This is a genomic window from Pseudomonas sp. RAC1 (genome assembly GCF_030658255.1).
Lineage (GTDB): Bacteria > Pseudomonadota > Gammaproteobacteria > Pseudomonadales > Pseudomonadaceae > Aquipseudomonas > Aquipseudomonas boreofloridensis.
In genome coordinates, this window is the sequence record NZ_JAUTXS020000022.1 from 195,613 (window position 1) to 208,319 (window position 12,707).

Genomic DNA, 12,707 nt, shown 5'->3' on the forward strand with positions numbered 1-12,707 from the left:
ATCAACGGCCACTCAGTTCGCGAATGTTCTGCTTGAGGCTGTCGAAGTCGTATTCCGACAGCCCGATGTAATCGAGTACCAGCGGGCCGACCGCGTTCCATTCGTGATCTTCGCTCTGGTTGCCCAGCACCTGGTAGGACGCGCAGATGTGCTCGGCCATCTTCAGCACCGCCAGCAGGTTCTTCAGTTGGGTCTGGCCGTTGCGCGACGTGTCGTCGCGGAAGATCGACAGCGCGTTGTGATGATTGGCGATGGCGCCGCTGATGTGCTCGGGCAGGCGCCACGACTTGGCCGTGAAGTAGCCCACCACCGAGTGGTTGGTATTGAGGGCGCGGTTTTCGGTGTCGACCACGCGGTTGTCCGCGCTGGCATTGGCGTAGGCGTCTTCCAGCACGTCCATGTAGTTGGGGAAACGCTTGAGCATCAGCGGCACGCCGCAGTCATGGAACAGGCCGAGCGTGTAGGCCTCGTCCACCGCCTGGATGCCGGTGCGCTTGGCCAGGGTCAGGCAGGTCATGGCCACGTCCTGGGCGGTATCCCAGAACCGGTTGAGGGTGACGATGGTCTCGTCGCTCATCTCGCCCTTGATCGACTGGGCGTTGATCAAGTTGATGATCGAGCGGCTGCCCAGCAGGTTCACCGCGCGCTGGATCGAACCGATCTTGTTGGCCAGGCCGAAATGCGGCGAGTTCACCAACTTGAGCAACGCGCCGGACAGACCGGGGTCTTGGGCGATGAGCTTGGCGATGGTTTCCAGGTCCGGGTCGGGCATGTACTGCTCGAACTGCAGGTCCACCATGATCTGCGGCTGGGGCGGGATGGTGATGCCCTGCAAGGCTTGCTGGATCTGTTCGGCGGTAAGTTCCTGGGACATGGCTGCGCACTCGGGGATAAGGGGGAATTCTAACCCTGTACGCCGGCAGGGCACCAACCACTGAATCGTTCGCCGGGAACTTTACTTTAGGGCCGGCGGCCTCCTTTCTCACACCTATCGATGAAATGGAGTAACAACTCATGACCGCACAACTCAACGGCAAGCGCGTGGCCTTTCTGGTGACCGACGGCTTCGAGCAAGTCGAGCTGACCGGTCCGCGCGACGCGCTGCTGCAGGCCGGCGCCCAGGTGGATGTGCTCGGCGAGGAGACCGGCAGCGTGCGCGGCTGGAACCACGACAAGCCGGCCGATGCCTTCCAGGTCGATGCCACGTTCGACGACGCCCAGGGCACGACCTACGATGCCATCGTAGTGCCAGGCGGCGTGCAGAACTCCGACACCATCCGTCTGATTTCGGGCGCACAGAAACTGGTGAAAAGCCACGCCGCAGCCGGCAAACCCCTGGCGGTGATCTGCCACGGCGGCTGGTTGCTGATTTCCTGCGACCTGGTCAAAGGCAAGCGCATGACCAGCTTCAAGACCTTGCAGGACGACATTCGCAATGCAGGCGGTCAATGGGTGGATGAAGAGGTGGTGGTGGACGGCAACCTGATCAGCAGCCGCCAGCCTGACGATATCCCGGCATTCAACGCGCAATTGATCAAAGCGCTGAGCTGAGCCTCTCGCGGCCTGAACCGCAGCCACGGCGAGGTCGCTCTGCGCCTCGTCGCGCTGCGCTGCGAATCCCGCCAGCGACACGCTATACTCCCGCTCTTTTTTCCGGAGCGACGTCATGTCCCTGCCCAGCCTTCGTCTCAAAGCCAATGCCGACCGCCGTTTGCGCGCCGGTCACCTGTGGGTCTACAGCAACGAGATCGACGTGGCTGCGACCCCGCTGCAGGGCCTGAAGGCCGGGCAGCAGGCGATCCTCGAAGCGGCCAACGGCAAGCCGCTAGGCGTGGTCGCCGTCAGCCCGAACAACCTCATCTGCGCGCGCCTGCTGTCGCGCGACAGCAAGCTGGCGCTGGACAAGTCGTTGCTGGTGCACCGTTTGAACGTGGCCTTGTCGCTGCGCGAACGGCTCTTCGAGCAGCCCTGCTATCGCCTGGTCTACGGCGATTCCGACTTGCTGCCTGGGCTGGTGGTCGATCGCTTCTACGACATTCTGGTGGTGCAACTGGCCTCGGCCACCATGGAAGCGCACAAGGACGAAGTGATCGCCGCGCTGGTGCAGGTGCTCAAGCCCAGCGGCATCCTGTTCAAGAACGACTCGGCCGCACGCGACGCCGAAGGCCTCGCGCGCTATGTCGAGACGGTCTACGGCGAAGTGCCGGATTGGGTCGCCCTGGAAGAGAACGGTGTGAAGTTCGAAGCCCCGGTGCGCGAAGGCCAGAAGACCGGCTGGTTCTACGACCACCGCATGAACCGTGCGCGCCTGGCGCCCTACGTCAAAGGCAAGCGCGTGCTCGACCTGTTCAGCTACATCGGTGGCTGGGGCGTGCAGGCCGGTGCCTTCGGCGCCAGTGAAGTGTTCTGCGTCGATGCCTCGGGCTTCGCCCTGGATGGCGTCGAGCGCAACGCCGCGCTGAACGGCATCGCCGACAAGCTGACCTGCATCGAGGGCGATGTGTTCGAAGCGCTGCGCGAACTCAAGGCCGCCGAAGAGCGTTTCGACGTGATCATCGCCGACCCACCCGCCTTCATCAAACGCAAGAAAGACCTGAAGAACGGCGAAGCGGCCTACCGTCGCCTCAACGAACAGGCCATGCGCATGCTGAACAAGGACGGCATCCTGGTCAGCGCCTCGTGCTCGATGCACCTGCCCGAGGACGATCTGCACAACATCCTGCTGACCAGCGCCCGCCACCTGGATCGCAACCTGCAACTGCTCGAGCGTGGCGGTCAGGGCCCGGACCACCCGGTGCACCCGGCCATCGCCGAAACGCGCTACATCAAGAGCATCACCTGCCGGTTGCTGCCTAATAGCTGACTACGGTTCAGCGCGGTTTGAAAAAGCCCGGTATTGGATAACCAATGCCGGGCTTTTTTACGCGTTAGATAACCTGCGAAGCAACAGCGGAAAGCTCCTACAAGTTGTTGAGAATTGTCAGCCGATATAGAAGCTTGCCTCTCTAGATATTTTTTCTACTCTAAGAAATGTCGCAATGATGCGGTTTAAAGAGCACGTTAGATCGTGTTCGACCGAATGATCGATCAACAGCGCGAGCAGCGTCGCTGGTTGAGCCCACTACATACGTCAATGCGGTCAGAATTTCTCAAGAACAATTAGACGCTCCATTTATAAAAAGCGCTGGAATAATCGCATGAACTCGACCCCACCCTCCCCCCCTGGCCGACGACTGCTTGCTTTACTCGCATTGATGACGCTATTAGGCGTCTTCCCTGTGGATGTGGTGCTCCCTTCACTCCAAGCAGTCAGCGAAGAATTTTCAGTCAGCCTCGTAAGCGCTTCCTACTCCGTCAGTTTGTTCGCAATCGGCGTGGCCATTTCTCAGTGTGCAATCGGACCGTTGTCAGACCGAATGGGTCGCAAAAGACTTCTACAGGCCGGCCTTTACTTATCGATCATCGGAGCGGTTGGCTGCACCTTATCGGGTGATTACATAAGTTTTACAGTCTTTCGGATACTTCAAGCCGTTGGCTGCGGCTGTTTCGTATTAAGCCAGGCCATCATCCAGGATCGATACTCGGACCATCGACGCAATACCTTGAGGATAATCTTGACCACCGCAAGCGGATTGTTCATTTCCATTGCGCCGCTGGCGGGCAGCGTATTGCAAAATTTTTTCGGCTGGCAGGGAAGCTTTTATGTGTTCAGTGGTTTCGCTTTCCTGGCTATCGTTCTGTGCGCGAAAGAACTGACAGAGAACCGCTCGAAACCTCCCCTACCCGGTGCGATGAAAAGCTACAGCATCTTGATTCGCGACCCTCGCTTCTTGGCCTACTCGATCCTTTCTGCTTTTGCATTCGCCTGCCATTTTTCCTTCATCGTCGTATCTCCGTTACTGCTCATGAACCGCTTGGGACTTTCCGAGTACGGCTTTTCGATGGTTTTTCTTGGCTATGGATGTGCCTACCTGGCCGGCGGCATCATCGCCAGTGCGATCAACGGGCGGATACCGACACGCACTCAGATTCGCGTCGGCCTTGGGCTCATCGGCCTGGCAGGTGGGGTGCTGGTCGTCTGGCTCACATGGACCGCGTTGTCCATCACGGCGCTCTTGGTGCCCATGATCGTCTGCACGGCAGGCACCACGATCGTCAGGCCCGCGGCCACCTGCGCAGCACTGGATCGTCATCCTGAGCGCGCAGGCGCCGCAGCGGCGCTCGGTAATACGCTGCTGTTCGCGATTGGGGGCGCGGCGAGCGGGCTGATCGCGATGATGCAAGCCAGCCTACCGATGAGCCTGGGCTTGGGTTTCATCGGCGTGAGCCTGTGCGGCGCGCTGGTGCTCGAAAGGCTGTCTTGCGCTGCAGCCGAGCCCACTGCAACACGCCCTTGAGCAGCAGGAGCAGCAAGCCCGAGAAGATCAACGTCCGACCCGACGCACGCGCCCGGCTGAGGACGAGCTCCCAGGCCTGCATACCCCCTGTCACTACGTCTGCGCCAGCCTCACAACTCCAGCACCACCGAAGCGATACCGAAGTAGATCAACACGCCCACTGCGTCGGCGATCGATGTCACCAACGGGCCACTGGCGGTAGCCGGGTCCAGCTTGAAGCGGCTGAGCAGGAACGGCAGGCTCATGCCGATGAGGCTGCCGATCAGCACGATCACCAGCATGCTGCTGGCCACGATCACGGCAATCTCCGGCCCACCGCGCAACACGCCGAGCGATGCCACGGCCACGGCCATGGTGCCGCCCAAGGCCAGAGCCACGCCGCACTCGCGGGCCAGCATTCGCATCCAGTCGCGCATCACCACTTCGCCCGTGGCCAGGCCGCGCACCATCAAGGTCGCGGACTGGGCACCGGCATTACCGCCGCTGTCCACCAGCAGGGGCAGGAAGAACACCAAAGCGATGTGCGCGGCGATGGTGTCTTCGAACGCTGCGATACCGGCCCCGGAAAATAGATTGCCGAACACCAGCACCACCAGCCAGAGCACGCGCTTGCGGTACATCAGGCCGATGGTGGCGTCCTTGAGGTTGCCGATGTGGTTGGTGATCGACGCACCTTTGTGAAAGTCCTCGGTGGCCTCTTCCACCATCACGTCCAGTGCCTCGTCGCAGGTGACGATGCCCACCAGGCGCCCGAGTTCGTCGAGCACCGGCACGGCCAGCAGGTCGTGCTCGCGGATCAGGCGCGCGACTTCCTCCTGGCGTGTGGCGGTGCTGACGCAGAGCACATTGCGCACCATGATGGCGTCTATCGGCTGGTCGGGCGCCGCCAGGATCAGCTCGCGCAGCGACAGGGTGCCAAGCAGGTTGCGCGCGGCATCCACCACGTAGGACTGATAGATGGTTTCAGCATCTGCTGCCTCGCGGCGCAACATGTCGATGGCCTGACTGGCCGTGAGCCCGCTGTCGAGGTGAGAATACTGGCTGATCATCAGCGCGCCTGCCGTGCCGGCCTCGTAAGTGTCGGCCTGCAGAAACCGGTCCCGCTGCGCCTGGGCGGCCTGGCGCAATTCGAGCGGATTGGATGGGGTGTAGTGCATGGGAGATTCTCCAGGCGCCGTGACAGGCGCCTGCTGACCTCAGCCGCACGGGCTCAAGCCTTCGCAAGCCCTGGCGACGGCGCGCTCAGTGCCAGAATGCAAGTTCGCGATGAACTGAAACTGGGAAGGTCCATTGAGGTAGTAGCTCGTGAAGCCGCACATGCGGCGCGGGGATCATAGGGAGCGCGGCGAGGAAAGAACACCGCCCAACCCGCGTTTGGGACAAGTCCTACAACTACCGCAGCGAGTCGTGAAAGCCACCGTCCAGACACATCGCCATTTCCTCACCGCCCCAGCGGTGTAGAATCGGCCTATTCATCGCCAGACATCCCCAGGCGGGTTTATGAGCTCTGGCCAGGCACGCGGCGATCCCGCGCAGTCCCGGCCCCATCCGTGCAGCGGCAACCGGCCTGCGGCGCCAAGGACAAGCGAAGCTCACTCCCCTTACCAGTGACCTGATCAAGCCGCCAGGAGTGCGTCATGCCTGATTACCGTTCCAAGACCTCCACCCACGGCCGCAACATGGCCGGTGCCCGCGCGTTGTGGCGTGCCACGGGCATGAAGGACGATGACTTCAAGAAGCCGATCATCGCCATCGCCAACTCCTTCACCCAGTTCGTTCCGGGTCATGTGCACCTGAAGGACCTGGGTCAGTTGGTCGCTCGAGAAATCGAACGCGCCGGTGGCGTGGCCAAGGAATTCAACACCATCGCCGTGGACGACGGCATCGCCATGGGCCATGACGGCATGCTGTACTCGCTGCCCAGCCGCGAGATCATCGCCGACGCCGTCGAGTACATGGTCAACGCCCACTGCGCCGACGCCATCGTCTGCATCTCCAACTGCGACAAGATCACCCCCGGCATGCTGATGGCCGCCCTGCGCCTGAACATCCCGGTGATCTTCGTCTCCGGTGGGCCGATGGAAGCTGGCAAGACCAAGCTGGCCAGCCACGGCCTGGACCTGGTCGATGCCATGGTCATCGCCGCCGATTCCTCGGCCTCCGACGAAAAAGTCGCCGAGTACGAGCGCAGCGCCTGCCCGACCTGTGGTTCGTGCTCCGGCATGTTCACCGCCAACTCGATGAACTGCCTGACCGAAGCCTTGGGCCTGGCCTTGCCGGGCAACGGTTCGACCCTCGCCACTCACGCCGACCGCGAGCAGTTGTTCCTCACTGCCGGACGCACCATCGTCGATCTGTGCAAGCGCTACTACGGCGAGAACGACGAGTCGGTGCTGCCGCGCAACATCGCCAACTTCAAGGCGTTCGAGAACGCCATGATGCTCGACATCGCCATGGGCGGCTCGACCAACACCATCCTGCACCTGCTGGCCGCTGCCCAGGAAGCCGAGGTGGCCTTCGACCTGCGCGACATCGATCGCCTGTCACGCACGGTACCGCAGCTGTGCAAGGTGGCGCCGAACATCCAGAAGTACCACATGGAAGACGTGCACCGCGCCGGTGGCATCTTCAGCATCCTCGGCTCGCTGGCCCGTGGCGGGCTGCTGCACACGGACCTGCCGACCGTGCACAGCCGCAGCATGGAAGAAGCCATCGCCAAGTGGGACATCACCCAGACCGATGACGCCGCCGTGCACACCTTCTTCAAGGCAGGCCCAGCCGGCATCCCGACCCAGACCGCCTTCAGCCAGTCGACTCGCTGGGACACGCTCGATGACGACCGCGAGAACGGTTGCATCCGCAGCGTCGAGCACGCCTACTCGCAGGAAGGCGGCCTGGCCGTGCTGTACGGCAATATCGCCCTGGACGGCTGCGTCGTGAAAACCGCCGGTGTGGACGAGTCGATCCACGTGTTCGAGGGCACCGCCAAGATCTTCGAAAGCCAGGACAGCGCCGTGCGCGGCATCCTCGCCGACGAAGTGAAGGCCGGCGACATCGTGATCATCCGTTACGAAGGTCCGAAAGGTGGTCCAGGCATGCAGGAAATGCTCTACCCCACCTCGTACCTGAAGTCCAAGGGCCTGGGCAAAGCCTGCGCCTTGCTCACCGACGGCCGTTTCTCCGGCGGCACCTCGGGCCTGTCCATCGGCCATGCCTCGCCGGAAGCGGCGTCGGGCGGCGCGATTGGTCTGGTGAAGGATGGCGACAAGGTGCTGATCGACATTCCCAACCGCTCGATCAACCTGTTGGTCAGCGACGAGGAGCTGGCGGCGCGCCGTGCCGATCAGGACAAGAAAGGCTGGAAGCCCGCCGAAGCGCGACCACGCAAGGTGACCACCGCACTGAAGGCTTACGCCCTGCTGGCGACCAGCGCTGACAAAGGCGCGGTACGCAACAAAGCCATGCTCGACGGCCTCTGAAGGTTGCGAGCCTGACCGAACCGGCGCCCACAGCGCCGGTTTTTTTGCGCCCGCAGTTTGCATTACAGCGGCAGGCTGGTGGTCGACTTGATCTCGGACAGCGCCACGATCGAATTCACTTCCTGGATCCCCGGCACGTTCGACAGCTTCTCGAAGAAGAAGCGCTCGTAAGCCTCGATATCGGCCGTGACGATCCGCAGCAGGAAGTCCACCGAGCCCATCAGCACGTAGCACTCCAGCACTTCGGGAAATCCACGGATCGCCTCGGTGAACTCGGTGAAGTTGGAGCGACCATGGGCGTTGAGCTTGACCTCCGCGAAAATCTGCGTGTTCAGACCCACTTTACGGCGATCGAGCAGGGTGACCTGAGCGCGGATGACCCCTTCGTCTTTCAACCGCTGTATCCGTCGCCAGCAGGGGGACTGGGAAAGCCCCACGCGCTCGGCAATCTGCGCGCTGGACAAGGACGCATCCTCTTGGAGCAATTCGAGAATGCGCCGGTCATAGGCATCCAGTTCGCCGTGCATGATTGATCCTTTTATTTACGGTTATGAGACTTGATCTAGTCTCAGGCTCAGTTCAAACGAGGAATAATAACGAAGAAATGCCTGTTTCGACCTGGGAGAATGCTCTGCATCCAATGGGAGACCTTCATGAATGCACTCGAACGCCAAGACACCCCCACGCGCAGCGATGCCTGGGCGGCCAGTGTCCACCTTACCGAGGTGCGTTATCGCCTGGATATCGAGGCCGAACCCGACAGTTTGTGTCGAGTGCTGAACCTGTTCGCTCTGCAATTTCTCACGCCACACAGTGTGCAGGTCTGTCAGCACGATGACGTGCTGCACGTGGAAATCGGTATCGCCGGACTGAGCTGGCACCGTGCCGGTGTGATCGCACAGAAAATGCGCAACCTGGTGTGCGTGGGCGAAGTACTGCTGGAAAACGTACCCAGGCTGTCGGAAGTCGTCGTTGGCTGAGGCGCCTCGATGCCGCTGCGACCGCGCAAGATCCGGAAACCCATTTTTACCGGACCGTATTTCAACCCCGGCTAAGCTTGCCCAGGCCTTCAGCAGCCCGGCAAGGATGCCGCCATGCACAGCCCACACGATCACAGCCTCGACCTCAATCGCCTACTCGAAGCGCTGCTGGCCGAGCAGCGCCTGGACCCCGCCGATACGCTTCGCGTGCTCGAGCACGCCAGTCACCCGCCGAGCCATCCCCTGGAGATTCTCGCCAGCCTGTCCCTGAAAGACCGCCTGCGGCCCGGCCATACACTGGATCTGGATACCCTCTGCCAATGGCTGGCAGACAAGACCGGCCTGCCCTATGTACGCCTTGACCCGCTGACCATCGACCTGGCCGGGGTGGCGGACCTGATCTCCCCGGCCTTCGCTCGCCGTCATGGCATCCTCGCCGTGGACAGGGACGACACCGCGGTCACCGTGGCCAGTACCCAGCCCTATCAGCGCGAATGGGAGGCCGACCTGGGGCGCAGCCTTGGCCAGCCGATCCGTCGCGTACTGGCCAATCCGGCGCAACTGCGCCAACTCACGCACACCTACCAGCACCTGGCGCACTCGGTACAAGGTGCCCAGCAGCAGCGCGCCAGCTTGGGCGCACTGGAACACTTGCTGGAACAGAGTGGCAGAACGACGGCCAACAACGCCGACGACGCGCACATCGTGCACATCGCCGACTGGCTCCTGCAGTACGCCGTCGAGCAGCGCGCCAGCGATATCCACCTGGAGCCACGTGGCGATCAGGGCCAACTGCGCTATCGCATCGACGGCTTGCTGCACACGGTGTACGTGTTTCCGGGCAGCGTGACCTTGGCACTGGTCAGCCGCCTGAAGCATCTGGGGCGAATGGACGTGGCCGAGAAACGCCGCCCTCAGGATGGTCGTTTGAAAAGCCGTCTGCCCGACGCCAGCGAAATCGAATTGCGCCTGTCCACCCTACCGACTCCCTTCGGCGAAAAGCTGGTGCTGCGCATTTTCGATCCGGAACAGTTGCATGAAGACTTCGAGCGCCTGGGGCTGGAAGGCCGCTTGCTCGAGCAGTGGCAAACGCTGCTGGCCCGGCGCCAGGGCATTGTCCTGCTGACCGGCCCCACCGGCTCCGGCAAGACCAGCACGCTCTATGCCAGCCTCAAGTACCTCGCTACACCCGAGATCAACCTGTGCACCATCGAAGATCCCATCGAGCGGCTGGAGCCCGGCCTGAACCAATTGCAGGTCCAGCCGGCGCTCGACCTGAGCTTCGCCAATGGAGTGCGAGCGTTGCTGCGCCAGGACCCTGACATCATCATGATCGGCGAAATCCGTGACCGGGAAACGGCGCAGGTCGCGGTGCAAGCCGCCTTGACCGGTCACCTGGTACTTTCCACCCTGCACACCAACGACGCCTGCAGCGCTATCACCCGCTTGCAGGAACTGGGCGTTGCCGACTACCTGATCAAAGCCACGCTGATCGCGGTCATGGCCCAGCGTCTGGTCCGGACCTTTTGCGTGGCTTGCCACGGCAGGTCAGGCGAGAACGATGCGTCGTGTAGGACCTGTCGCGGAACTGGCTACAAGGGGCGTACCGGACTGTTCGAACTGCTGGTGCTCTGCGAAGCTCTGCGAGCGCGAATCGGCGCCCGGATGGACCTGGCGAGCCTGCGACAGCAAGCTTTTGCCAGAGGTATGCGGGACTTGCGCCGATGCGGCGAAGACAAGGTTGCACAGGGGCTGACCAGCCTGCAGGAGGTTCTGCGGGTATGCCCCTGAGCACCGCCCCTATCTTGCGCGCAAAGGAACTTGCCTCAGGCAAAGCGATCGAATCCGGCACCTGTGCGCCCTAACCTTCCGAGGTATTCAACATGCGTCTCAAATCCGCCATTGCGGCCGCTGTCATGCTGTCTCTGCCCGTGGGCTCCGCCCTGGCATCCTGGCGCGACATCATCTCTTCCGGCGCAACCACCGCCTCCACGTACCTGACCTTCAAGGACCACAAGCTGGTCGCCGCGGCACAGGACGACGCTGGCAGCTTCGTCGCCAGCGACGGCGCGATCCGCGGTCCTTACCTGGAAGCCGCGATGCGTCAGGTACGGGCCGAGAATCCCGGTGTACAAGCCACCGACATGGACTTGGCCAACGCCATCCTGGCCAGCAATCTCGACGCGAAGTAGTCACCTCGCGTGCAGTGCGGGGCAGCCTGATGGCCGCCCCGGTCACTCATTCCCCGATGGCCGCCTGGTAACCGGCAGCATCCAGCAGCTTGTCCAGTTCGGCCGCATTGCTCGGCTTGAGCTTGAAGATCCAGGCCTCGTAAGGCGTTTCATTCAGCTGCTCCGGGCTGTCGGCCAGTGCTTCGTTGACGGCGATCACTTCGCCACTCACTGGTGCATAGATATCAGACGCCGCCTTGACCGATTCGACCACACCTGCGGCATCACCCGCCGCGAACACCTTGCCGACTTCGGCCAGTTCGACGAAGACCACATCGCCCAAAGCTTCCTGGGCATGGTCGCTGATGCCCACGGTGACGCTACCGTCAGCCTCCAGGCGAGCCCACTCGTGACTTTCAGCGAAACGCAGGTCGGCGGGGATATTGCTCATGTGTCGTTTTCCTCGATTGGCTCAGCGGCGTACCGCCGGTAATGGTTCAGATCAGAATCTTGCCGTGGCGCACGAAGGTGGGTTTGACCACGCGCACCGGATACCACTTGCCGCGAATTTCCACCTCAGCACGCTCACCCGTGGCCATGGGTACCCGCGCCAAGGCGATGGACTTGATCAGCGTAGGAGAGAAACTACCACTGGTAATCTCTCCTTCGCCAATCCCGGCGACGCGAACGGTCTGATGAGCGCGCAGGACACCGCGTTCTTCCAATACCAGGCCGACCAATTTCTCTTCAACCCCACGCTCGATTTCCGCGAGCAGACCGCCGCGCCCGATGAAATCGCGCTCTGCCGGCTCCCAGGCGATGCTCCAGCCCAGGTTGGACGTGAGCGGCGTATGGCGTTCGTCGATATCCTGACCGTACAGGTTCATACCGGCTTCCAGACGCAAGGTATCGCGCGCGCCGAGGCCGCTGGGCGCGATGCCGGCGCCGACCAGATCGTAGAAAAAGGTGGCCGCCTGATCGGCCGGCAGGATGATTTCCAGACCGTCCTCGCCGGTATAGCCAGTGCGGGCGATGAACCAGTCCCCGTCGGTCACCCCCTCGAACGGCTGGAGCGTGCGGATCAGCGCCGCCCGCGCGGCACTCAGCAGCGCTGCGACCTTCTCGCGCGCCTGCGGGCCCTGGATGGCCAGAATGGCCAGATCCGTGCGCGAGACCAGGTTCACGGCATGGCCTGCGCGGCAGGCATTCAACCAGGCCAGCACCTTGTCGCGGGTGGCGGCATTGGCCACCAGTCGGTAGCCCGCCTCGGTTCGGTAGACGATGAGGTCATCGATGACCCCGCCCTGCTCGTTGAGCAACGGGCTGTAGAGCGCCTTGCCGGTGCGGTCGAGGCGGATCACATCGTTGGCCAGCAGACGGCGCAGCCAGGGCATGGCATCTGCACCGTCAAGGTCGATGACACTCATGTGGGAAACATCGAAAACGCCGCAATCGCGGCGCACCTGATGATGTTCTTCGACCTGCGAGCCGTAATGCAGGGGCATGTCCCAACCACCGAAGTCGACCGTCTTGGCGCCAAGCGCCAGGTGCAGGTCGTACAGGGGCGTGCGCTGTCCCATGGGTTTCTCCTTCCGGGCGTGGCGAGGCAGAGGCGGTCGGCGCTGTTCGATCAGCGCTGGCTATTGCAGGACCGGCCTCGGCGAATGCCGCGCATTGTAG

At 62.4% G+C, this 12,707-nt stretch carries 12 protein-coding genes; 7 read left to right on the forward strand and 5 right to left on the reverse strand.

What is annotated here, in order from left to right:
* Position 1: 1 nt before the first annotated feature.
* Entirely contained in the window at positions 2 to 820 is an 819-nt protein-coding gene (locus Q7C30_RS05825; RefSeq protein ID WP_295486443.1) for an HDOD domain-containing protein, read from the reverse strand.
* Between the two features lie 194 nt (positions 821 to 1,014).
* On the opposite strand from Q7C30_RS05825, the gene Q7C30_RS05830 reads away from it, so the two are divergent.
* From Q7C30_RS05830 to Q7C30_RS05840, 3 genes are all read left to right on the forward strand, one after another.
* Positions 1,015 to 1,551: a type 1 glutamine amidotransferase domain-containing protein gene (locus Q7C30_RS05830; protein ID WP_317870970.1), complete on the forward strand. Its 537-nt coding sequence runs from the start codon at positions 1,015 to 1,017 to the stop codon at positions 1,549 to 1,551.
* 115 nt (positions 1,552 to 1,666) lie between these two features.
* A complete protein-coding gene (locus tag Q7C30_RS05835; RefSeq protein ID WP_295486183.1) occupies positions 1,667 to 2,863 on the forward strand; it encodes a class I SAM-dependent rRNA methyltransferase in 1,197 nt (398 codons plus the stop codon).
* 334 nt (positions 2,864 to 3,197) lie between these two features.
* Entirely contained in the window at positions 3,198 to 4,397 is a 1,200-nt protein-coding gene (locus Q7C30_RS05840; protein WP_317870971.1) for an MFS transporter, read from the forward strand.
* Between the two features lie 110 nt (positions 4,398 to 4,507).
* Here the strand turns inward: Q7C30_RS05840 and mgtE are convergent, their stop codons facing one another.
* Positions 4,508 to 5,554, reverse strand: a complete 1,047-nt coding sequence (gene mgtE, locus Q7C30_RS05845) for a magnesium transporter (protein ID WP_317870972.1) — start codon at positions 5,552 to 5,554, stop codon at positions 4,508 to 4,510.
* A 480-nt stretch (positions 5,555 to 6,034) separates the two neighbouring features.
* Between mgtE and ilvD the strand changes: the two genes are divergently transcribed.
* Positions 6,035 to 7,876, forward strand: coding sequence for a dihydroxy-acid dehydratase (ilvD, locus tag Q7C30_RS05850; protein ID WP_317870973.1), 1,842 nt, complete (start codon positions 6,035 to 6,037; stop codon positions 7,874 to 7,876).
* A 62-nt stretch (positions 7,877 to 7,938) separates the two neighbouring features.
* Here the strand turns inward: ilvD and Q7C30_RS05855 are convergent, their stop codons facing one another.
* Positions 7,939 to 8,403: an Lrp/AsnC family transcriptional regulator gene (locus tag Q7C30_RS05855; protein WP_039582527.1), complete on the reverse strand. Its 465-nt coding sequence runs from the start codon at positions 8,401 to 8,403 to the stop codon at positions 7,939 to 7,941.
* Between the two features lie 126 nt (positions 8,404 to 8,529).
* Here Q7C30_RS05855 and Q7C30_RS05860 point away from each other — a divergent pair, with 126 nt between their 5' ends.
* The 3 genes from Q7C30_RS05860 to Q7C30_RS05870 all read left to right on the forward strand — a co-directional run bounded on the left by Q7C30_RS05860 (position 8,530) and on the right by Q7C30_RS05870 (position 11,048).
* Positions 8,530 to 8,856: a hypothetical protein gene (locus Q7C30_RS05860; RefSeq protein WP_116889998.1), complete on the forward strand. Its 327-nt coding sequence runs from the start codon at positions 8,530 to 8,532 to the stop codon at positions 8,854 to 8,856.
* A gap of 114 nt (positions 8,857 to 8,970) precedes the next feature.
* Positions 8,971 to 10,647 (forward strand): ATPase, T2SS/T4P/T4SS family, encoded by a 1,677-nt coding sequence (locus tag Q7C30_RS05865; protein ID WP_317870974.1) that lies wholly within the window; start codon positions 8,971 to 8,973, stop codon positions 10,645 to 10,647.
* A 92-nt stretch (positions 10,648 to 10,739) separates the two neighbouring features.
* The gene (locus tag Q7C30_RS05870; protein WP_039582522.1) at positions 10,740 to 11,048 is read left to right on the forward strand and encodes a DUF2388 domain-containing protein; all 309 of its coding nucleotides are present in this window, start codon (positions 10,740 to 10,742) and stop codon (positions 11,046 to 11,048) included.
* 46 nt (positions 11,049 to 11,094) lie between these two features.
* On the opposite strand, the gene gcvH is transcribed toward Q7C30_RS05870, so the two are convergent.
* Together gcvH and gcvT are read right to left on the reverse strand one after the other, a co-directional pair.
* A complete protein-coding gene (gcvH, locus tag Q7C30_RS05875; protein WP_317870975.1) occupies positions 11,095 to 11,478 on the reverse strand; it encodes a glycine cleavage system protein GcvH in 384 nt (127 codons plus the stop codon).
* Between the two features lie 46 nt (positions 11,479 to 11,524).
* Positions 11,525 to 12,607 (reverse strand): glycine cleavage system aminomethyltransferase GcvT, encoded by a 1,083-nt coding sequence (gene gcvT / locus Q7C30_RS05880; RefSeq protein WP_317870976.1) that lies wholly within the window; start codon positions 12,605 to 12,607, stop codon positions 11,525 to 11,527.
* Positions 12,608 to 12,707: the final 100 nt, after the last annotated feature.

Excerpts from the sequence above, each read along its gene's own strand:
- ilvD (WP_317870973.1), top strand. The coding sequence starts at position 6,035 with ATGCCTGATTACCGTTCCAAGACCTCCACCCACGGCCGCAACATGGCC.
- Q7C30_RS05860 (WP_116889998.1), top strand. The coding sequence starts at position 8,530 with ATGAATGCACTCGAACGCCAAGACACCCCCACGCGCAGCGATGCCTGG.
- Q7C30_RS05865 (WP_317870974.1), top strand. The coding sequence starts at position 8,971 with ATGCACAGCCCACACGATCACAGCCTCGACCTCAATCGCCTACTCGAA.
- gcvT (WP_317870976.1), bottom strand. The coding sequence starts at position 12,607 with ATGGGACAGCGCACGCCCCTGTACGACCTGCACCTGGCGCTTGGCGCC.
- Q7C30_RS05835 (WP_295486183.1), top strand. The coding sequence starts at position 1,667 with ATGTCCCTGCCCAGCCTTCGTCTCAAAGCCAATGCCGACCGCCGTTTG.
- mgtE (WP_317870972.1), bottom strand. The coding sequence starts at position 5,554 with ATGCACTACACCCCATCCAATCCGCTCGAATTGCGCCAGGCCGCCCAG.
- Q7C30_RS05870 (WP_039582522.1), top strand. The coding sequence starts at position 10,740 with ATGCGTCTCAAATCCGCCATTGCGGCCGCTGTCATGCTGTCTCTGCCC.
- gcvH (WP_317870975.1), bottom strand. The coding sequence starts at position 11,478 with ATGAGCAATATCCCCGCCGACCTGCGTTTCGCTGAAAGTCACGAGTGG.
- Q7C30_RS05840 (WP_317870971.1), top strand. The coding sequence starts at position 3,198 with ATGAACTCGACCCCACCCTCCCCCCCTGGCCGACGACTGCTTGCTTTA.
- Q7C30_RS05830 (WP_317870970.1), top strand. The coding sequence starts at position 1,015 with ATGACCGCACAACTCAACGGCAAGCGCGTGGCCTTTCTGGTGACCGAC.
- Q7C30_RS05855 (WP_039582527.1), bottom strand. The coding sequence starts at position 8,403 with ATGCACGGCGAACTGGATGCCTATGACCGGCGCATTCTCGAATTGCTC.